The 18,586-nt window shown below is 69.4% G+C and carries 19 protein-coding genes; 9 read left to right on the plus strand and 10 right to left on the minus strand.

The genetic code is table 11. From position 1 onward, the window contains the following. Positions 1–3 precede the first annotated feature (3 nt). From Strain318_RS03070 to Strain318_RS03080, 3 genes are read left to right on the plus strand one after another with little or no spacing between them, the layout of a single operon-like run. Positions 4–2,025, plus strand: coding sequence for a heme lyase CcmF/NrfE family subunit (locus Strain318_RS03070; protein ID WP_367887065.1), 2,022 nt, complete (start codon positions 4–6; stop codon positions 2,023–2,025). Then, positions 2,025–2,630: a cytochrome c-type biogenesis protein CcmH gene (locus tag Strain318_RS03075; protein ID WP_367887066.1), complete on the plus strand. Its 606-nt coding sequence runs from the start codon at positions 2,025–2,027 to the stop codon at positions 2,628–2,630. Before Strain318_RS03070 ends, Strain318_RS03075 begins: the two co-directional genes overlap by 1 nt. After that, positions 2,627–3,139, plus strand: coding sequence for a double zinc ribbon domain-containing protein (locus Strain318_RS03080; RefSeq protein WP_367887067.1), 513 nt, complete (start codon positions 2,627–2,629; stop codon positions 3,137–3,139). The genes Strain318_RS03075 and Strain318_RS03080 overlap by 4 nt, the downstream gene beginning before the upstream one ends. On the opposite strand, the gene Strain318_RS03085 is transcribed toward Strain318_RS03080, so the two are convergent. After that, positions 3,132–4,292 (minus strand): FAD-dependent oxidoreductase, encoded by a 1,161-nt coding sequence (locus tag Strain318_RS03085; RefSeq protein ID WP_367887068.1) that lies wholly within the window; start codon positions 4,290–4,292, stop codon positions 3,132–3,134. The two genes, Strain318_RS03080 and Strain318_RS03085, sit on opposite strands and share 8 nt — an antisense overlap. A gap of 48 nt (positions 4,293–4,340) precedes the next feature. Here Strain318_RS03085 and Strain318_RS03090 point away from each other — a divergent pair, with 48 nt between their 5' ends. Next, positions 4,341–5,396, plus strand: coding sequence for an AraC family transcriptional regulator (locus Strain318_RS03090; protein WP_367887069.1), 1,056 nt, complete (start codon positions 4,341–4,343; stop codon positions 5,394–5,396). 185 nt (positions 5,397–5,581) lie between these two features. Here Strain318_RS03090 and Strain318_RS03095 read toward each other — a convergent pair whose 3' ends face one another. Next, complete coding sequence (locus Strain318_RS03095; protein WP_367887070.1) at positions 5,582–6,883, minus strand: amidohydrolase; 1,302 nt, start codon at positions 6,881–6,883, stop codon at positions 5,582–5,584. A gap of 112 nt (positions 6,884–6,995) precedes the next feature. Here Strain318_RS03095 and Strain318_RS03100 point away from each other — a divergent pair, with 112 nt between their 5' ends. Continuing rightward, the gene (locus Strain318_RS03100) at positions 6,996–7,583 is read left to right on the plus strand and encodes a DinB family protein (RefSeq protein ID WP_367887071.1); all 588 of its coding nucleotides are present in this window, start codon (positions 6,996–6,998) and stop codon (positions 7,581–7,583) included. After that, positions 7,580–8,044, plus strand: a complete 465-nt coding sequence (locus Strain318_RS03105) for a DUF1579 family protein (protein WP_367887072.1) — start codon at positions 7,580–7,582, stop codon at positions 8,042–8,044. Before Strain318_RS03100 ends, Strain318_RS03105 begins: the two co-directional genes overlap by 4 nt. Here Strain318_RS03105 and Strain318_RS03110 read toward each other — a convergent pair. Then, positions 7,986–9,281, minus strand: a complete 1,296-nt coding sequence (locus Strain318_RS03110) for an FAD-dependent oxidoreductase (protein WP_367887873.1) — start codon at positions 9,279–9,281, stop codon at positions 7,986–7,988. The two genes, Strain318_RS03105 and Strain318_RS03110, sit on opposite strands and share 59 nt — an antisense overlap. 88 nt (positions 9,282–9,369) lie before the next feature. Between Strain318_RS03110 and Strain318_RS03115 the strand changes: the two genes are divergently transcribed. Beyond that, positions 9,370–9,990 carry a hypothetical protein gene (locus Strain318_RS03115; RefSeq protein WP_367887073.1) on the plus strand — a complete coding sequence of 207 codons (621 nt, stop codon included), beginning with the start codon at positions 9,370–9,372 and terminating at the stop codon, positions 9,988–9,990. Between the two features lie 7 nt (positions 9,991–9,997). Here Strain318_RS03115 and argJ read toward each other — a convergent pair whose 3' ends face one another. Further along, positions 9,998–11,167, minus strand: coding sequence for a bifunctional glutamate N-acetyltransferase/amino-acid acetyltransferase ArgJ (gene argJ / locus Strain318_RS03120; protein WP_367887074.1), 1,170 nt, complete (start codon positions 11,165–11,167; stop codon positions 9,998–10,000). Between the two features lie 91 nt (positions 11,168–11,258). On the opposite strand from argJ, the gene Strain318_RS03125 reads away from it, so the two are divergent. Next, positions 11,259–11,873: a hypothetical protein gene (locus Strain318_RS03125; protein WP_367887075.1), complete on the plus strand. Its 615-nt coding sequence runs from the start codon at positions 11,259–11,261 to the stop codon at positions 11,871–11,873. Between the two features lie 108 nt (positions 11,874–11,981). Then, positions 11,982–12,701 (plus strand): YIP1 family protein, encoded by a 720-nt coding sequence (locus Strain318_RS03130; protein WP_367887076.1) that lies wholly within the window; start codon positions 11,982–11,984, stop codon positions 12,699–12,701. Here Strain318_RS03130 and Strain318_RS03135 read toward each other — a convergent pair. From Strain318_RS03135 to Strain318_RS03160, 6 genes are read right to left on the minus strand one after another with little or no spacing between them, the layout of a single operon-like run. Beyond that, on the minus strand, positions 12,672–13,088 hold the full coding sequence (locus tag Strain318_RS03135) for a hypothetical protein (RefSeq protein WP_367887077.1): 417 nt from the start codon (positions 13,086–13,088) through the stop codon (positions 12,672–12,674). The genes Strain318_RS03130 and Strain318_RS03135 overlap by 30 nt on opposite strands. 11 nt (positions 13,089–13,099) lie before the next feature. Continuing rightward, positions 13,100–13,567 (minus strand): GNAT family N-acetyltransferase, encoded by a 468-nt coding sequence (locus Strain318_RS03140; RefSeq protein ID WP_367887078.1) that lies wholly within the window; start codon positions 13,565–13,567, stop codon positions 13,100–13,102. Further along, complete coding sequence (locus Strain318_RS03145) at positions 13,564–15,312, minus strand: putative ABC transporter permease subunit (protein WP_367887079.1); 1,749 nt, start codon at positions 15,310–15,312, stop codon at positions 13,564–13,566. Before Strain318_RS03145 ends, Strain318_RS03140 begins: the two co-directional genes overlap by 4 nt. Positions 15,313–15,324: 12 nt before the next feature. Next, positions 15,325–16,083 carry an ABC transporter ATP-binding protein gene (locus Strain318_RS03150; protein ID WP_367887080.1) on the minus strand — a complete coding sequence of 253 codons (759 nt, stop codon included), beginning with the start codon at positions 16,081–16,083 and terminating at the stop codon, positions 15,325–15,327. Then, a complete protein-coding gene (locus tag Strain318_RS03155; protein WP_367887081.1) occupies positions 16,080–17,666 on the minus strand; it encodes a transglutaminase-like domain-containing protein in 1,587 nt (528 codons plus the stop codon). The genes Strain318_RS03150 and Strain318_RS03155 overlap by 4 nt, the downstream gene beginning before the upstream one ends. Beyond that, a complete protein-coding gene (locus tag Strain318_RS03160) occupies positions 17,663–18,568 on the minus strand; it encodes a tetratricopeptide repeat protein (protein ID WP_367887082.1) in 906 nt (301 codons plus the stop codon). Before Strain318_RS03160 ends, Strain318_RS03155 begins: the two co-directional genes overlap by 4 nt. Positions 18,569–18,586 lie beyond the last annotated feature (18 nt).

The following is an 18,586-nucleotide window of genomic DNA, read 5'->3' on the forward strand; positions in this document are numbered from 1 at the left end:
GTCGTGGTTCTCGTCGGCGAGCTGTCCCTGTGGATCGCCCTCCTGATGGGCGTCTGGGCCGTCACGTTGAGTTTCGCGGGCGGCTACCTCAAGCGTGAAGACCTGATCGTCAGCGGCGAGCGCGGCCTCTATGCCACCACGGGCTTCGTGGTGCTGGCCTCGCTCGGACTCTGGACCGCGCTGCTGACCAGTGATTTTTCCGTGCGCTACGTGGCATCGTTCACGAGCGCCAACCTGCCGATCGTCTACAAGTTCTCGGCGTTCTGGGGCGGCCAGGCGGGCTCGATGCTCTTCTGGTGCCTTGTGCTTGCCGGCTATGCGGCCGCGGCGACGTTCACCAACCGAAGCAAGAACCGCGCGCTGATGCCGTGGGTGACGGGCACGAACGCCGCGGTGCTGCTCTTCTTCGTGATGGCGACGACGATTGCGTCGAACCCGTTCGAACGACTCGAGTGGATTCCGCCCGATGGCCGCGGCCTGAACCCGCAGCTGCAGAACCCGGCGATGGCCATCCATCCGCCGCTGCTCTACCTGGGCTACGTCGCGACGGCGATTCCCTTCGGCTTCGCGATCGCCGCGCTGGTCACGCGCCGCTTGGACGCCGAGTGGTTGGGCGCGGTGCGGAAGTGGAGCATCATCTCCTGGGTGTTCCTCACGCTGGGCATCCTGCTCGGGATGTGGTGGGCGTACGTGGAGCTGGGTTGGGGCGGCTACTGGATGTGGGACCCGGTGGAGAACGCCTCGCTGCTCCCCTGGCTGACGGGTACGGCGTTCCTGCACTCGATCATGATCCAGGAAAAGCGCGGCATGCTGCGCAAGTGGAACGTGATCCTGGTCGTCGGCACGTTCCTGCTCAGCATCCTCGGCACGTTCATCACGCGCTCGGGGATCATCCAGAGCGTGCACTCGTTCGCGCAGAGCAACATCGGCATGTGGTTCGCCGTGTTCATGGTGCTCATGCTCGTGGTGACCTCGTGGCTGGTCTCGGTCCGCCTCAAGGACCTGGAGGCAAAGGCCGAGTTGGAGGCGATGATCTCGCGCGAGGCGGCGTTCCTGTACAACAACCTCGTGCTGGTGGGCATCGCGTTCTCGGTGCTCTGGGGGACGCTGTTCCCGATTCTCTCCGAGGCGGTGCGCGGCTCGAAGATCACGGTGGGCGAGAGCTTCTTCAACACGGTGAACGTCCCGCTGGGCCTGCTGCTGCTGGCGTTGACCGGCATCGGCCCGCTGATCGCCTGGCGTCGCGCCTCGGTGCAGAACATCCAACGGCAGTTCGCGGGCCCGGCGTTCTTCGGCGTCGTGGCCGCTGCCGTGCTCTGGGTGCTCGGCGCGCGCGAACTCTACCCGCTGATGGCCTGGGGCCTCGGCGCCTTCGTGGCCGGCACGATCATCCAGGAGTTCTACAAGGGTGCGATGGCGCGCATGAAGATGCATGGCGAGAACATCTTCACCGCGCTCGTGAACCTCGTGACGCGCAATCGCCGCCGCTACGGCGGCTACATCGTGCACGCGGGCATCGTCATCCTGTTCTCGGCGTTCGCCGGCATGGCGTTCCGTCAGGAGTACGACGTGACGCTGCGCGAAGGCGAGAGCTTCACGACCAAGGATCCGTTCGGCAAGGAATGGACCTTCACCAGCGACGGCATCTCGCAGTTCAAGGCGCTGAACCGCGACGTCGTCACGGTCGCGCTGATGCCGGTCATGGAAGGCAAGGCCTTCCCGGTGCTCACCAGCGAGAAGCGGCAGCACTTCGATACGCGCGGCAACCCGACGTTCCAGCCGAGCACGGAAGTGGGCATCCTGCAGATGCAGCGGCAGGACGTGTACCTCGTGCTTGCCGGCACAATCGGCGACCGCGCGGAGATCCGCATCAACTTCAATCCGCTCGTCGTGTGGGTGTGGCACGGCGGCATCCTGATGGCACTGGGCGGCTTGATTGTGATGTGGCCGCAGAGCGAGCGGAAGCGGCAGGGCGGCTACGTGACGGAACTCGCGCCGCAGCACGCCGAGACGGCGGGCGTCTGATGCTGACGCGTCGGGAGTGGTTCGTCGCGGCGGCTGGCGCGGGCGCGGTACTGACGAGCCGCGTGCTGAGTGGCCAAGGCCAGCCGACGTTCACGCCGATGGACCAGGGCGCGTACCGGCCCGTGCTGCGGGAGCCCAAGCCGGGTGCGCAGCCGTCGATGACGCCGCTCGAGCGCGACCAACTCGAGCGTACGCTCAAGTGCCAGTGCACCTGCATCCTCGATGTCTACACCTGCCGCACGACGGACTTCACCTGTAGTGTGTCGCCGGCGATGCACCGCGACGTGATGCGGCTGGTGGAAGGCGGCTTCACCGCGCAGGAGATCAAGGATGCCTTCGTCGCGACGTACGGCGAGGTCGCGCTGACGGCGCCCGTGAAGCAGGGCTTCAATTGGGCGGGGTACTTCGCCCCCGCCGTGGTGATGACGACGGGCGGCATCATCCTCACGATGATGATCAAGCGCTGGACGGCGCGGGCCGCGGCCAACGCGCCGGTGGTGGCCGCCGGTTCGGCGAGCGCTGCGGTGGTCGCGCCGCGCATTGATGCCAGCGCCGACGAGATGGCGCGCCTCGAGAAGGCGCTGCGCGAGGAAGACTTCGAGTGATCGCCCTGCTGCTCGGCTCGGTGCTGGCCGTCGCTGCGCTTGCCTTCGTGATGTGGCCGCTGCTGAAGGGCGGCCTGCGGAACACGCCGATCGTCCTCGCGCCGGAGCAGGCGCCGGAAGCGAGCGCCCTCGAGGCACTTCGCGAAATCGAGTTCGACCAAGCCACCGGGAAGCTCTCGCCGGAGGACTACGCCACGCTCAAGGCGACGTACACGCCGCGCGCGTTGGCGGAGTTGCGGGCGCGCGAGGCGGGGGACGTCGCTGCGGCGACACCGGCCGCCGCAGCCGCACGCACGGCGGCCGATGACGCGGCCGAGGCGCTGATTGCCCGCGTGAAGCGGGGTGGACGCAGCTGCCCGAGTTGCGGTCCGCGGCCGGAGAGCGACGCGCTGTTCTGCTCCGATTGCGGGCGGATGCTGGGCGCCGGCTGCCCGTCGTGCGGTGCGGCGGTCGCAGCCGACGCGAAGTTCTGCGTGGAGTGCGGGGCGTCCGTCGCCGCGGTCAGCTAAGCGCGGCGGCTCGGCGTAGGATTTCCGGCTGCTCCTGCAGCACGTCCCGTACCGCCCGCTTCGCCGGTAGCATCCGCAGCACCGGCATCAGCACGCGATCGCGCAGCCACCGTGCGCGCGGTGCTGTCGCATCCGCCAGCGCACCGAGCCGCGACGATGTCGTCGCGACTCGGGTGACCGCCGGCCTCCGCCGCTTCTCATAGGCTACCAGCGCCGCAGGCACGTTCTGGAACGACCGCAACGCATCCACCAGGATGGCGGCGTCCACCATCGCGCTGTTCGCCCCTTGGCCGAGGTTCGGTGCCATCGCGTGTGCGGCATCGCCGAGCAGCGTCACGCGGCCGACAGACCAGCGCGCGCAGTGCACTTGCACCACGCGGTGCAGCAGGAGGTCGTCCCAGCGTGCGAGTGCGGCGAGCAACGGTTGTGCCGCGGGGTAGGCGCTGCTCCATGCTTGGCGGAAGGCGTCGAGATCTCGTGCCGCGACGGCTGCTTGCAGCGCCGGGGTGCCGGCCGAGGCGTAGAGATACGTGGCCGCATCGACCGCGAAGCTGCCGAAGATTCCGGCGGACGTCCACGCCTCCTCCTCTCGCGCCAGGCCAGCTGGCACAAGCGCCCGAACGTATGCGATGCCCTCCGACACGCGCGCGCCGAAATCGAGCGACTCGCGCACGACCGAGTGCGCACCGTCGGCCGCGATGATCAAGTCGGCCTGCAGCTCCGTCTCGCCCTGCGCGTGTCGGACGCGAACCCGGCCCTCGGGATGCACGGCGAGGACTTCCGACCCGAAGCGTGCCTCGATGCGCGGCTCGGCGGCGATCGCATCGAGCAGCACCGCGGCCAGCGTCGCGCGCCGCAGCATGCGCACCGGCGGCATCGCCGTCATCGGTTCGAGGAGGGCGCGGCCGTTGCCGTCCACGATGCGGCCGTTCCGCACCAAGGGGGCATCCGCCAACGCGGGTCCGAGTCCGAGGCCCTCAAGCACGGCCATGCCATTGGCCGCGATCGCAATCCCCGCACCGACGGCGCGCGGGTGGGCAATGCGCTCGAGCAGCGTGACGTGGGCGCCGGCCTTGGCCAGCAAGAGCGCCGTGGTGCTGCCGCCGATGGCGCCGCCGACGACGATGACACGAAGCGAATCCAGCTGCATCATTCCTCCAGTAGGGTGTGCGAACCGTACGGCAGCCCCATCCTCCGCTCGTTGACCGATTCCGCCAACGCATTGACCGTGCCCGCCACCCCACGCGCCGTCTCCGAGCATGACACCATCCTGGCCAGCGTTCCCGCCGGCGTGCTGGCGGTCGCGGTGTCGCTGGGCGCCGACCGCGATGCACTCCTGCACGCGGCCGGCCTTCGCGAGTCCGAGCTCGCGGATCCCGACGCCCGTGTGCCCGTGTCCTGCGACCTGCGGCTGTGGGAAGCATTGGCTTCGCAGCGCATGGGCCTCGAGATCGGCCAGCGCCTGGGACTGGGGGCCGCGGGCATCGTCGGCCACGTGATGCGTCACGGGAGCACCGTGGCCGAGGCGCTCGAGCTCATGCAGCGCTTCGCGGCCGTGGTGCATCCCGAGCTGATGCCGCGGACCGAACGTCGGATGACACCCGCGGGGGAGCGCATCGTCTTCGTGCGTCCACCGACGCCAGCTTTCGCCCGACTACGTGAGCCCGTGTACGCGCAGGCGGCGAGCACGGTGAGCGTGATGGAGGCGCTGCTCGGACGCCGCGTGCGGGCGGCGTGGGTGACCTACCCGCTGTCGCGTCCTGACGATGCGGCGCGGCACGAACAGTTCTTTGCCGCTCCGGTGGCATGGAACGGCCGCGTGTTCGAAGTCGCGTTCGATGCCGCGGTGCTTGCGCAGGTGCTGCCGCGCGCCGATGCGCTCGTCCTGCCGTACCTCACGCGGCACGCCGAGGCCATGCACGCCGCACTCGAGCGAGAGGGGGACATCGTGGCGAGCGTCCGGCGCGAGATCGGCATCGCGCTCGCCCACGGCGAGCCACGCAGCGGCGACATCGCCCGGCGACTCGCCATGTCGGCACGGACGCTGTCTCGCCGACTCGCGGATGCCGGCAGCTCGTTCACCGCGCTGGTCGAGGCCGAGCGTCGCGAGCGCGCGTTGCAGCTGCTGGCGGACCCCCGCCTCAGCTCAGCCCAGGTCGCCGTCCTGCTCGGCTACGCCGAGGCGGCGCCGTTCATCCGTGCGTTCAAGCGATGGATGGGGATGGTGCCGACGGAGTGGCGGCGTGGCCGGGGCTAGGGTGCATAGACAGCAAGTCGCCACGCGCTGAGGTGGGAGAAGGGGACACGGGCGGGGAGTGCGAGACGGAAATGCGGAAGACGGGGGGCAGACGTGACACGTCTACCCCCCGTCTCTCCCATTCCCCTCTCTCCATCTCCGCCCGTACCCTCGTCTCCCCTCTCCCAGGTAATGACGCGCTCGAACTAGCGAGACGATTGCGCCAGCCAGTCGAGCGCCAACGCACTCATCGCCTTCACCCCCACCGGCAACGCCCGCTCATCCGCGAAGAACAGCGGCGAGTGATTCCGCGGCACGGTGTTGAGGTCTGCGTCCGGCGCCGACACGCCGAGGAAGATGAACAGGCCGGGCACGCGCGCTTGGAAGTACGAGAAGTCCTCAGCGCCCGTCGCGAGCGGCGCGAGCTGCACCATGTCGCGGCCGGCGGCGCGCTGCAGCGTCGGCAACATGCGCGCGGTGAGCGCTTCATCGTTCCGAGTGACGATGTAGCCGGAGTCGATCTTCACGTCCACGCGCGCGCCCGAGGCCTCGGCGATGTTCTGCGCCGTGGTCTGCACGCGGCGGAAGATGTCGGCCTTCTGCTCGTTGCTGAACGTGCGGATCGTGCCGACGAGCACGGCCGAGTCGGGGATGATGTTGTTGCGCACGCCGGCATTGAACTGGCCCACGGTGACGATCGCCGGGTTGGCCGTGATGTCCGTCTGCCGCGAGATGATGGTCTGCAGGCCCATCACGATCTGCGAGCCGACGACGATGGGATCGATGCCGCCCCACGGGTTCGCGCCGTGCGTCTGCCGGCCGTGGACGGTGATGCGATACGAGTTCGACGCCGCCATCGTCGGGCCGGGGCGATACGTGATCTCGCCCAGCTTGCCGGACCAGACGTGCAGGCCGAAGATGGCGTCGATCTTCGGATTATCCATCACGCCGTTGGCGATCATGCGCTCGGCGCCGCCACCGCCATCCGGGTGGCCCTCTTCCGCGGGTTGGAAGATGAAGACCACCGTGCCCGGCAGCTGCGCCTTCATGCCGGCGAGCACTTCGGCCGTGCCCATGAGGATCGCGACGTGGTTGTCGTGCCCGCAGGCGTGCATCACGCCGACCTCCTGGCCGTTGTACGTCGCGCGCACGCGCGAGCGGAACGGGAGGTCCACCTGCTCGGTGACGGGCAGGCCATCCATGTCAGCACGCAGGGCAACCGTCCGGCCCGGGCGACCGCCGCGCAGCACGCCCACGACGCCGTGACCACCGACGCCGGTGCGGACCTCCATGCCGAGGGCGCGCAGGTGCTCGGCCACCAGGCGCGCCGTGCGGACCTCGAAGCCGCTGAGCTCCGGATGCTCATGGATGTCGCGGCGCCAAGCCACGACCTTCGGCATCACGCCGGCAAGGCGACGGTCCAGCTCGGCGGTGAGCGGGGAGGGGGCCTGTGCGCCGAGCGGTACGGCGAGCAGGAGCGCGGTGGCCAGCAAGGGGTATCGACGCATCCGGAGTTGCCTCTGAGAGGGATTCTGCCCGTAAAGATGCGGCACGGTCAGCGTCACAAGAAGTGGCGGGATTGCGTAGGTTTCCCCGACGGATCCCCGCACCCTTCGGCCCATGGCACACGCATCGTCTCACGCGCAGCTCGACGCACTTGCCGCCGCGTACGCGGAGGTGGGCCGTCGCTTCACGGCGCTCGATGCCCGCGTCCGCGACTCCCAGTGGACCACGCGTCCCGCGCCGAACGAATGGTCGGTGGCCGAATGCGTGGCCCACCTGAACCTCACGAGCGCGGCCATGCTGCCGCGGCTCAAGGCGGCCTATGACGACGCGCAACAGCTTCCGCCGATGGGAACCCGCGAGTTGACGGGCGCCGTCTTCGGACGCCTGCTCGCCCGCATGCTGGGTCCGGTGCCCATGGTGCTCGGCATCCGGCTCGGCCGCACGAGGACCGCGGCCGCGTTCGTGCCCGGCAGCGACCTGCCGCGCGCGCAGGTGGTCGCAGAGTTCCGGCGCTGGCAGTCCGAAGAGCTCGCGATGGTGTGGCGGGCCGAGGGCCTGCCGCTTGATCAGGTGATCGTCGAGTCGCCGTTCGTCGCCGGTGCACGCTACGACGCGTACTCGGCGCTCTGGATCCTGGTCCGGCATGCGCTGCGGCACGTGGTGCAGGCTGAGCGCGCGTTGGCGCGCGTGGAGGCCCGATGAGCGTCCCCGCGCGGCTCCAGGCGGCGCTGGGTGACTGGGAGGGTCGCAATCAGCTGTGGTTCGAGCCCGGCTCAGACGCGATCGAGTGTGCCACGACGGCCGAGGTGCGCGCGGAGGCGTCTGGCCGCATGCTCGCGGTGCGCTACCAGTGGTCGCACGACGGAAAGCCCTGCGAGGGTATCCTCCTCCTCGGGGATGACCTCAAGGCGGGACGGTGCGACGCCGCGTGGGCGGACTCCTTTCACAACGGACATCGCCTCATGCCGCTCACCGGTCCCGCCGCGGGGGAGGGCGTGCCGGACCTGCGAGGCAGCTATCCGGCGCCGCCGGGACCGGACTGGGGATGGCGCATCACGCTTGAGCAGCCGGGCGCTGACGCGCTGCTCCTGCGCATGTACAACATCACGCCGGACGGGACAGAGGCGTTGGCAGTCGAAGCGTCCTACTCTCGTCGTCGTTGATCGCGGCCGCCACATCCAGCGCCGTGCGCGAGGCGGCCTCGAGCAAGGGGATGCCGGGGCCGAGGTAGCTGCCGCAGAACCACAGGCGCCTTCCGTGCTGGGCCTGGAGCAGGCGCACGCTGCGTGCGCCCTCGAGCGAGGCGGCATTCACGAGCGGCCGCTCGAAGCGCGCGTGCGCGCGCACCGTCTCGGCCCGTGGCGCGACGATGGGATTCCAGGTCTGGAATACCGGTGCCGAGTCCGCGAGGCCCGGCTGCACGCGGTTCATCCAGATGGTGGCCATCGGCTTGTCGTGCGCATCGCTGGTGATGAGGTTCACCGGAGCCCAATGCGCGCGATCGCGCGGAGCGAGGCGCTCGTCCGTGTGGACCACCACTTCGCTGGACTCATACGCGAAGCGCTCGAGCGACTCCTTCTCGCGACGATAGGCACCGTCGAGCATCGCCGCGGCTTGATTGGCCTGCGTGGCGACGACCACGTGGTCGAAGACCTTTTCGCCGCCTTCCCACGTGACGCGCACGCCGTCGGGTGCCGGCGCGATGCGCTGCACCTTGATGCCGCACTCGACGGCGTGCACGGGCTCGGTGAGGCGTCTGACGACTTCGCGGGTTCCGAGGACCACGCGGCGGACGCCGCCGAAGGTCAGGCCGCGCGTGAGGTAGTCGAGAATCACCCGCGCGGGGTATGCGCGCACCGCGGCGTTCGAACAGGTGCAGACGGCGGCGAAGGTCGGGATCAGGAAGCCTTCGGCGAAATCGCGGTCGAAGCGATGCCGGTCGAGCCAGCTGCCGAGCGGCTCTTCGCTGTCCTGCAGGCCGGCGAGCGCCGGCCGCGCGACGCGATAGAAGCGCAGCAGTTCCCTGTTGATGCGTAGGGCCCGGCCGCCGAACGGCGAGGCCGGAAGGGGAATCGAACGGCCGGCGACCAGCCAGTTGGCGTATCGATAGTAGGCTGCGCCGCCCAGCGTGCTGAACGAGCCCGCGTAGTTCGTGCGCTCGAGCTGAACGCCGAGCTGGTGGTATTGGGCGATCAGCGTCGGATAGTAGCCCTCATAGAGCACGCGCAGCGGCACGTCCACGCGGTAGGTCCCGCCGCCGTGCTCGAGGTCGAGGGAATGGGCGTCCATGCCCGCCACCTCGTGCCGCTCCATGAGCGTGACGCGATGGTGGGTGCTCAGCCGCCAAGCGGCCGAGAGGCCGGCGATGCCGCCGCCGATGACTGCGATGTCGAGGCCCATCCGCACGCGTCGCTCCAATCCGGGACCCGGGAAAGATGTGTCGGCGTGACACCTCGCGGCCAGCGGCGCCGTACTGCAGGTTATGACCATGCAAGTCCAAGCCCCCACTCCCCCGACGCCGCCCGGCGAGGCCACGCAGCTCACGGTGTTGCCGCCACGGCCCGGCGTGCCGCAGACCGTCGTCGAGGTGCGGGCACTGCGTGCCCAGCGCACCGAGCTGTCGAATCAGCTGAACTCGGCCCTTGGGCGCCGCGACGACATCGTCGATCAGCTGCGCGAGGCCTCGGCGTCCGAGCGCCCGGGGCTGGAAGCGCGGCTCAAGGTGCTCGACGACCGCATCATCGAGCTGGAGCAGGAGATCGCCCGGACGGGCGAACTGATTGCCCAGACGCCCGGCAACCTGCTCTCGAACAGCACGAGCCAGCCGTCCGCGCCGAACATCCAGTGGCGGTCGGTCGACACGACGGCGATCGCCATGGTCTTCACGATGTTCGTGCTCGCGCCGATCGCGTTCACCGTCGCGCGCATGCTGTGGAAGCGCGCGAACAATCCGCCGGTGCCGCGCCTCGATGCCGAGACGCAGGAGCGCATGCGACGGCTGGAGTCGGCGGTGGATACCGTGGCGATCGAGGTCGAGCGGATTTCCGAGGGGCAGCGCTTCATGACGAAGCTGTTGGCGGATCGCGAGAAGGAGCGGCTGCCGCGCTGACGGCCGCTCAGCTCGAGTAGTACGCCGCGTTCTCCTCGATGTAGCCCTTGGTCAGGTCGCAGCCGTAGGCGACCGCGCGCGCGTCACCCACACCCAGCGCGATCTCGAGATCCACGACCTCGCGCTTGAGCGCCTGGCGCACGGTGTCGTCGTCGAAGCTGAGGCGCTCGCCGCCCTTCACGACCTGGAAGCCGTTGATCCAGGCATCCGTGCTCGCGGGCTTGATGGTGCACTCGAAGCACTTGCCCACGGCCATGAGGAGGCGGCCGACGTTCGGGTCGGCGCCGTGCACCATCGTCTTCACGAGCGGCGAATTGAGCACGCTCTTGGCCACGCGCCGCGCCTCGTGGTCGTTCAGCGCGCCACGCACCGTCACGCGCAGCAGGTGCTCGGCGCCTTCGCCGTCGCGTCCCAGCGTCTCGGTCATCTTGATGCAGCCGGCGACCAGCGCCTCGCGAAAGGTGGTCTCGTCCACCGGGCCGGCGAGGCCGTTCGCGAGGATCGCGCAGGTGTCGCTGGTGGACGTGTCCGTGTCCACGCTCAGCATGTTGAACGAACGCTGCACCGCGGACCGCAGCAGCCGGTCCAGCGTGGGGGCGTCGAGCGCGGCGTCGGTGAAGATGTAGGCGAGCATGGTCGCCATGTTGGGCTCGATCATCCCCGAGCCCTTCGCCACCCACGTGATGGTGGCGTCGCCGACACTGCACGAGAACGCCTTGGGGAAGCTGTCGGTCGTCATGATGCCTTCGGCGCCGACGAGCGGATCGTCTTGCAGCTCGCCCGCCATGCCCACCACGCCCCGTTCGATCTTCTCGATCGGCAAGGGGACGCCGATCACGCCCGTCGAGCTGACGAGCACGCGCCCGGCATCGGTGTCCAGCTCCTTCGCCGCCGCGGCGGCCATGCGCCGTGCATTCTCCACACCCGCCGCACCCGTGGCGACGTTGCTGACCTTGCTGTTGGCGACGATCGCGCGGAGGCGCCCGCCCTTGATCGTCTCGCGGCCGAGGATGATCGGCGCACCGGGGAAATGATTGCGCGTGAATACGGCGGCTGCGTTGGCCTCGACCTCGCTCACGAACAGCGTGAGGTCCTTGGCCTCGGGCTTGAGTCCGACGTTGCGGGAGGCGCAGCGGAAGCCGCGCGGAAAGCGGGGGCGGTCGTGGAACGCGGGCATAGGCGTGGAATCTTAACGTGTCCCGGGATGCGGCGTCTGACAGGGTGATCACACCGTCCCCACCGGTACCCGTTCACCAGGAGTCATCCGTATGCGTAGCACCCTGAAGGTCCTCACCCTCGCCGCGCTCGTCACCGGGTTCGGTGGAGTCGCCACCGCCCAGCAGGCACCAGCCGCGCCCCGCGCCCGCGGTGGTGTCACCGCCATCCTCAATGCCCGACGCGCGCTCGATCTCACGCCGCGGCAGGTGGCCCAGCTCGATTCGATCGAACGTGGGCTGCACGCCGAACGCCAGCGTGTGACCGCCGCGATGCGCCCGGCCATGGATTCGTTGCGGCAGCGCGTGCGCACGCAGGGCGTCCCGCGTGATCCCGCACAGCGGCAGCAGTGGCAGCAGCAGGCCGCGCAGCGTCGCGCCGCGATGCGCCCGCAGATGGAGCAGCTGCGCCAGCGCGATTCGGCCGCGACGGCCGCCGCCGAGCGGCTGCTGAACGACACACAGCGCGGCAAGTGGCGCGAGATGCAGGCCGAGCGTCGCGGGTTCGCGCGCGGCATGCGCGCCGGGCGTGGACCGGGTCGCGGCCCGGCGCTGCAGGGGCGGCCCGGGCAGGGGCGTCCCGGGATGCTGCGTGGCCCGCAGGGGCCGCGGGCGCCGATGAATCCGCCGATGAATCCACAGATGCGTCGGCCCGCGCCGGACGCCTGAGGCGTCGTCAAGCGCTCGGACCCTGTTCGTATTGCGCGAGGTGCCGGGGGGACGCACTTTAGCGGCGTCCCCCCGGACTTGTTCCGCACCCGCGCCAGGAGTGTCCTGATGTTCGCGTCCGCTGACTCGCCGTCGCCGCCGGCGTCGGCGTCCCTCGCCGAAGATTTCATCGACATCTGGTTCACGCCGTCCACGGTCTTTGCCCGGCGCGTGAACGGCGGCGCGTGGGGGCCGTTCCTCATCACCGCGATCCTGCTCTGCGTGCTGTTCTACGCGGCAATGGGATCGATGCAGGGCATCTTCGACGCCGAGCTCGCGAAGGCGTTGGCGGAGGCGCGGGCGACGACGCCAGAGATGACCGATGCACAGGCCGCGCAGATGCAGGGCATCATGGAAGGCAGCATCCGCTACGGCGGGTTGGTGGCGATGCCGATCGTGCTCGTCGGCCTTGGAGTCATCGTGTGGCTGGCGGCCAAGGTACTCGGCGGCACGCTCTCGTTCGGCGGCGGCATCATGATCGCGTCGTTCGCGTATCTGCCGAAGGCGCTAGACCTGCTGGTGTTCATCGGGCAGGGCTTCGTGCTCGATGGCGACGCGACGGCGCGGTTCCAGTACTCGGTCGGCGTCGGTCGTTTCCTCGACCCGACCATGAACCAAGGCGTCTACAACCTGCTTGGCCGCGTCGACCTCTTCACGATTTGGGTGACGGTACTCATAACCCTTGGCCTGATCCACACGGCGAAGGTCGAGCGGTCGAAGGCGATCGCCGGCGGCGTCGCCCTGTGGATCATCGGCGGCCTACCGGCCCTGCTCCAGGCGTTCGGCTGACCCAGCGGCGCTCCAGCTCGGCTCGAGCACGCCGGCGTCGATGAGCACGCCTTCGACGGCTTCCGGCACCATGGTCGGCCAGAGGAGGAAGCCCTGCAGGAGAACCAGCGGCCGCGGCTTGCGGCCGCTGCCGCGGTAGCGCCAGCGTGCCCACAGCTCGTACACGAGCGCGACGGCGCCGCCGAACGAGGCGAACATGCACCACGTGGCCAGCGCGACCTGCCACGGCAGCGTAATCGCCATCCACAGGGCGATCGCGTACGCGGTGGCGATGCCCATCACCCGTACGCTCTTGAGCACGGGGTTGAAGACGAGGCAGCAGCCCGTGAACAGCGCGACGCCGAGCAGCATGAGCGCCCACAGGATGTCGATGTACCAGAGGGTCATGCGGCCGGATGCTACCGTGCGAGGCGGATGGCGAAGCAGTGCTTCTCGCCGACTTCGATCTCCGTCTTGTCCTTCGCGTAGCGCGTGATCTTCTCGGGATAGGTGCCAAGCGGCACGCGGGAGAAGCCACAGCTCAGGAAGAGCTCGTCGGAGTAGGACACGGCGAAGAGATCGGTATAGCCACGCGTCCGCGCAAGGTCGATGGCCGCGGCGATGAGCTGACGCCCATAGCCGCTGCCGTGCAAGTCCTCATCGACGGCCAGCGAGATCAGCTCGGCGACGCTCGGCGAGTACTCGTCCAGCGCGACACAGCCGATGATGCCGCCCTGGCCGTCGCGCAGCACGCGGTAGTCCGCGAGGTGGTTGGCCGCGAAGTCCGGCGTGCGAACGAGCGTGAGGCCCGACGCGGAGTAGCGGTTGTTGAGCGAAAGGAGTTGCCCGATGTCGGTTTCGTGTGCCGGGCCGATGTGTGCGTTCATCGTTCGACCGCCTCGAGGCGCTTCAGCGCCACGCGGATGGGAATCAGGGTGGCCGCCACGCAGAGCGCGGCGGCAAGGCCGAAGCCGACGATCATCTCGGTCGGCTCGATGGGCTGTTGGAACGCCTGCGCGGCGAGGTAGCCGTACACGGGACGCGCCTCGAGCACGATGACGCCGCCGATCAGCGTCACGGAGGCCATCATGTACAGCAGGCCGCCGAAGCTCGTCGGGATCTGCGCGGCGTTCTCCGTCTCGAACTGCGGGAAGATGGTGCCGAAGCCGATGGCCATGCCGCTCAGCGCGAAGGTCATGAGCGCGATGGTGCCAACCGAGACGTAGAACATGAACTCGCTGACCTGCAGCAAGTAGTCGGTGACGCCGACGATGGCGATCGCCAGCGCGAGCAGCGGCAGCGTGCCGACCCAGAACTTGGCCCAGAGCAAGTCGCGCACGGCCATCGGGCTCGAGCGCAGCAGCCACAGCGTGCGGCCCTCGAGGGACACGCCGGGGAAGATGAAGCGTGCCGCGATGGAGGCGAGCACGAAGCCGGCGAGCACGAGGTTGAGGAACGGTACGACGTTCACGAGGAAGAACGTGATGCCTTCGCCGGAAAGCGGCAGGAACTTGATGTTGTAGACGTACACGACGACGAGCACGGCCAGCAGGATGAGCTGCGACCATTGCGTCGTGTCGCGGAAGAACAGGCGGATCTCCTTGAGCACCAGCTCGCGCCGCAGGATGCCGAAGGGCTTGAGCATCGTGTCGCCGAGCGTCGAGAGGAGGCCGCCCTTCTTCACCCAACGCTGCGCGCTCTCCTGCGCCTTGCTGAAGCCGGTGTGGTACAGCCAGCGGTGCAGCATCGCGCCGAGCACGAAGACGGCCAGCGCGGTGGTCCACAGCACGTACATCGAGAGCCAATCGGGCTCGCCCGTCAGGTAGCCCATCGTCGCCTTCTGCACCCACTCGCTGGGCAGCAGCGGCGACGTCGGCGTACGCAGCACCGCGATGAAGTCGAGCAGCGAGCGGAAGCCTTCGGGGCGGGCGAGGCGCTCGGGCCGGATCAGGCGGAACAGCAGGACGATGCCGCCCGCGGCGAGCACCGCGATGACGCTCAGGATGTCGCGGGTGCGACGGGCCGGGAACACGTTCACCAGCGTGAGCGTGACGGCCGAGCCGATGACGGCGGGAATCACGAACATCGGCAGCATGAGTGCCGTCGCGACCAGCGGAAACAGCCAGCCGCCGCGGTAGGCGATGCCGTAGGCCGTGAACATCGGGATGGCGACCAGCGCGACCATCCAGCTCGACGCGATGATCGTCTCCAGCAACTTGGCGCCGTAGAGCCGCAGCCAATCCACCGGCGCCGCGACGAGCATGTCGAGGTCCTTCGCGAGGAAGAAGCTCGACAGCGCCGTGATCACGTTCGAGAGCAGCAGGATGCTCGTGAAGCCGAGCAGCAGCAGGCCGAGCAGCTTGCCGGCCAGCAGGGCGCCGATCTCCTCGACGCCGCGGAAATACGTGAGCAGGCGGTAGAGCACGCCGAAGATGAAGGCCCAGAACATGAGGCCGACGAATCCGAGTACGGCGAACCGCGCGCCGCGGCCCTTCTCGCCGGCCACGGTACGGGCGCGGGCGGTGAGCCACTTCGGCAACAGCAGGTGCAGCAGCGGCGGATCGGGCAGCGGCGCCTCGGCGTCGTGCCGAGCCACCACTGGCGGCCGCATCACGTCGGGGGTCGCGCTCATCGCGGGGCTCCCTTACGCATCGAGGACGTCCATGAGGTCGCGCGCGGCGTTCTCGCCCGTGAGCCGCAGGAACAGCTCCTCGAGGCCCTTCTCGCCGCCTTCGAGCTGCTGCCGCAGGTCGCTCATCGTGCCGTAGGCCTTGATCTCGCCATGCACGATGATCGCCAGGCGGTCGCAGAGCGACTCGGCCACCTCGAGCGTGTGCGTCGAGAAGATGATGGTGTGGCCGCGGTGCGTGTACTCGCGGAAGAGGTCCTTGAGGATGCGCGCGGCCTTGGGGTCGAGGCCGACCATCGGCTCGTCGACGATGATCACCTCGGGCCGGTGCACGAAGGCGCTCGAGATGATGAGCTTCTGGCGCATGCCGTGCGAGTAGCTCTCGACGAGCTCGTCGCGCCACTCCTCGAGGTCGAAGAGGGCCAGCAGCTCGCGGGCGCGGTGTTCCACATCATCGCCCTTCTGGTCGTACAGGCCGGCGACGAAGCGCAGGAACTCGGCGCCCGTGAGCTTCTCGTAGATGAACGGGCGGTCGGGGATGAACCCCAACTTGCTCTTCGCACCCGCCGGATCGGCGATGAGATCCACGCCGGCGACGCGGATGCTGCCGCTGGTCGGCTTGAGGATGCCGGCCATCATGCGCAGGGTCGTCGTCTTGCCGGCGCCGTTGGGGCCCAGGAAGCCGAAGAGTTCGCCGCGCGGGACGACGAGGTCGATGCCCTTCACGGCGGTGAAGTCGCCGTAGCGCTTCACCAGCTTGCTGATCTCGATCATCGGGTGCCCAGGACCTCGAGCTGGAGAGTGCCGACGAGCCGCAGGAGCTCGCCTTGGCGCGTGAGTCCGCCGCTGACGAAGCGCAGGTGCGCCGCGTCGGCGGGGAACTGGCCGAACGTCGGGTCGACGGCGACCCAGTCGCGCAGCCACACCTCGGGCCACGCGTGGTAGTAGAACTTCCCGTTCACGTAGGCGAGGCCCGTGGCGATGCGCGCCGGGATGCCGGCCGCGCGGGCCAGCGCCACGTAGAGCTGCGTGTGTTCGTTGCAGTCGCCGCGGCGCTCGGTGAGCACCTGCAGCGCGTTGGGGATCGTGACCGTGATCTCCTTGGCGATCGAGTCGTGCACCCAGCGGTTGATCAGCTCGGCGACGACGCGCGGATCGCGCTGGGTGCCGGCGATGCGCACGGCCAGCGACGTGATCTGCCGGTTGTTGACCTGCAGCAGCGGTTCTTCGGCGAGTTCATTTCGGAAGCGCTCGCGGAAGTTGCGCGGACGCTCGTTGAGTCGATAGCTGGCGAGCAGCGTCGACGGTTCCTCGACGCGAATCGTGAGCGTGTCCCCGCGCAATGCCTGCCGGCCGCCGGCGAGGTCGAAGGTCTCCAGCGGCGTGCCGCGCAGGCGCACGCTCAGCGTGCGGAGGCTCGCCGCGTCCGGAACCACGCCAGCGGCGATCGCCGTGCTCTCGAGCAAGTCGCCGCGGCTGCCCGCCGCCGTGACGGCCGTGCCGTCGCGCACGCGGCGCCAGTTCTCGAAGGCAATCTCGTAGGCCATGCGCCGCAGCGTGATGCCGCCGGGCTGCGAGGTCTGGACCACGTTGCCCTGCGCGTCCACCCAACCGCTGAAGCCGGCGCCATCGGCGGGCTCGAGCTTCCACGCGCGCACCGTGTCCTCGCGCGCGCTCACGAACCGATCCTGCTCGGTGCTGTAGCGCGCGCTGTCCGTGACCACGAACAGCGACTCAGCCGCGAACCGAAACTGCACATCGGCGGCGGCCATGATGCGGGGGTCGAAGCTCGGCAGCGTCACGACCTTGCCGACCTCGGGGTCGCCGATGAGCATCGCGGCGGTCGGCAGCAGCGTCGGGACGAGGATCGGGCCGTCCACGGCGACGCGCTGCGTATCCGTCGGCTGGCCGGGCAGGCGAAGCACGAACTTCACGGCACTGTCGCCTTCGACCGTGCCCGCCGCGCTCATCGGCGTGCCCGGAACATCCATCTCGACGTCAAAGCGCCGCAGCGCCAGCGAGCGGGAGAGCGTGATGACACTGCGCGCGCTCGCGCGGATCTGCTGACCGGCCACGGGCAGGTCGGCAATGAAATAGTCCACCACCTGGAACGTGGTGCCCGTGGTGTCGATTGTCGTCGAGGCAAAGCCGATCTGGCGGCCGTCCTGCTCGACGGTGAAATACGTGGCGCTGGGGCCGAGGCGCATCGCGGCTTCGGCGATAATGGCCGAGCGCTCGCGGAAGAACTCGCGTGCGACAAGGGCGGCGAGGCCGCCGGCCCACGCGACGAGGATGAGGGCCGCGGCGATGCTCCGGCCGCGGCGCTTCCCGGCGGCGATGCTGCTGCGGGTCGTCACTGGCGCTGGGCCTCGCGGGCTCGGCGGTACCACTCGGCGGCTTCCGGCGACCGCCCCAGGCGGTCGAGCACGATGCCGATGCCCTTGAGCGCGCGCCAGTTCTCCGGATCGAGGGTCGCGGCGCGCTCGTAGGCGGCGCGCGCATCGTCGAGGCGATCCGCGTGGTTCAGCGCCTCGCCGATGTAGTAGTGCGCCTGCGCATGGTCGGGGGCGCCGGCGACGCCGCGCTGCAGCGGGTCGATGGCGTCTTTCCACCGGGCGCGGCGGCAGGCCAGGATGCCCGTCTGCACGAGGACCTCGGGGTGGTCGGGCTTCAGCTTGTGCGCCGCCTTGATGGCCTTGGCGGCGTCGTCGTATTTGAGCATGGCGCCCAGCGCCGAGGCGCGGGCGCAGGTCATGGCGAAAGCGTCGGCGCCGGCGGCCTCCGCCTTCTCGATGGTCTTGAGGGCGTTGGCGGCGTCGTTCGAGCGTTCCTGCGCGGCGATGTAGGCCAGCGCGCGGGCGGTATCCGACGGCGTCTGTTCGAAGGCGAGGCGCAGGGCCTCGATGGTCGGCCGCGCCGACCGGTTGGGTTCGGCGAGCGGGCGGACGGCGCTCGAGGCGGGCTGCTGCGCCGCGGCCCGAGCGGCCATCGCCTTCGGATCCACGACTACGCGGATCGGCTGGATGGGGGTCGCCTTGGACGTCGGGGCACTCACCCCGTCGATGCGGCGGGCGACGAAGCGGGTCTCCTCGAGCTCGCTGTCGTCGTAGGACCACTCCCCGCAGACCGGCGGCTCCCGGAGGGGGACGCTAACCAGCTCTTCCGTTGGCAGGTCGGGGTCGGCCGAGGGGGGCTCGGCGCCGAAGACGCCGAGCGGGAGCTGGTACGGGTCGGGGGCGGAGGAGGGTTCGCGGTCCACGGGCGGCGCTGGGGACAG

Origin of the sequence: Pseudogemmatithrix spongiicola, from assembly GCF_030623445.1 — a bacterium.
Taxonomy (GTDB): Bacteria; Gemmatimonadota; Gemmatimonadetes; order Gemmatimonadales; family Gemmatimonadaceae; genus Pseudogemmatithrix; species Pseudogemmatithrix spongiicola.

Excerpts from the sequence above, each read along its gene's own strand:
- Strain318_RS03075 (WP_367887066.1), top strand. The coding sequence starts at position 2,025 with ATGCTGACGCGTCGGGAGTGGTTCGTCGCGGCGGCTGGCGCGGGCGCG.
- Strain318_RS03085 (WP_367887068.1), bottom strand. The coding sequence starts at position 4,292 with ATGATGCAGCTGGATTCGCTTCGTGTCATCGTCGTCGGCGGCGCCATC.
- Strain318_RS03095 (WP_367887070.1), bottom strand. The coding sequence starts at position 6,883 with ATGCGTCGATACCCCTTGCTGGCCACCGCGCTCCTGCTCGCCGTACCG.
- Strain318_RS03100 (WP_367887071.1), top strand. The coding sequence starts at position 6,996 with ATGGCACACGCATCGTCTCACGCGCAGCTCGACGCACTTGCCGCCGCG.
- Strain318_RS03105 (WP_367887072.1), top strand. The coding sequence starts at position 7,580 with ATGAGCGTCCCCGCGCGGCTCCAGGCGGCGCTGGGTGACTGGGAGGGT.
- Strain318_RS03110 (WP_367887873.1), bottom strand. The coding sequence starts at position 9,281 with ATGGGCCTCGACATCGCAGTCATCGGCGGCGGCATCGCCGGCCTCTCG.
- Strain318_RS03115 (WP_367887073.1), top strand. The coding sequence starts at position 9,370 with ATGCAAGTCCAAGCCCCCACTCCCCCGACGCCGCCCGGCGAGGCCACG.
- argJ (WP_367887074.1), bottom strand. The coding sequence starts at position 11,167 with ATGCCCGCGTTCCACGACCGCCCCCGCTTTCCGCGCGGCTTCCGCTGC.
- Strain318_RS03125 (WP_367887075.1), top strand. The coding sequence starts at position 11,259 with ATGCGTAGCACCCTGAAGGTCCTCACCCTCGCCGCGCTCGTCACCGGG.
- Strain318_RS03130 (WP_367887076.1), top strand. The coding sequence starts at position 11,982 with ATGTTCGCGTCCGCTGACTCGCCGTCGCCGCCGGCGTCGGCGTCCCTC.
- Strain318_RS03135 (WP_367887077.1), bottom strand. The coding sequence starts at position 13,088 with ATGACCCTCTGGTACATCGACATCCTGTGGGCGCTCATGCTGCTCGGC.
- Strain318_RS03140 (WP_367887078.1), bottom strand. The coding sequence starts at position 13,567 with ATGAACGCACACATCGGCCCGGCACACGAAACCGACATCGGGCAACTC.
- Strain318_RS03145 (WP_367887079.1), bottom strand. The coding sequence starts at position 15,312 with ATGAGCGCGACCCCCGACGTGATGCGGCCGCCAGTGGTGGCTCGGCAC.
- Strain318_RS03150 (WP_367887080.1), bottom strand. The coding sequence starts at position 16,083 with ATGATCGAGATCAGCAAGCTGGTGAAGCGCTACGGCGACTTCACCGCC.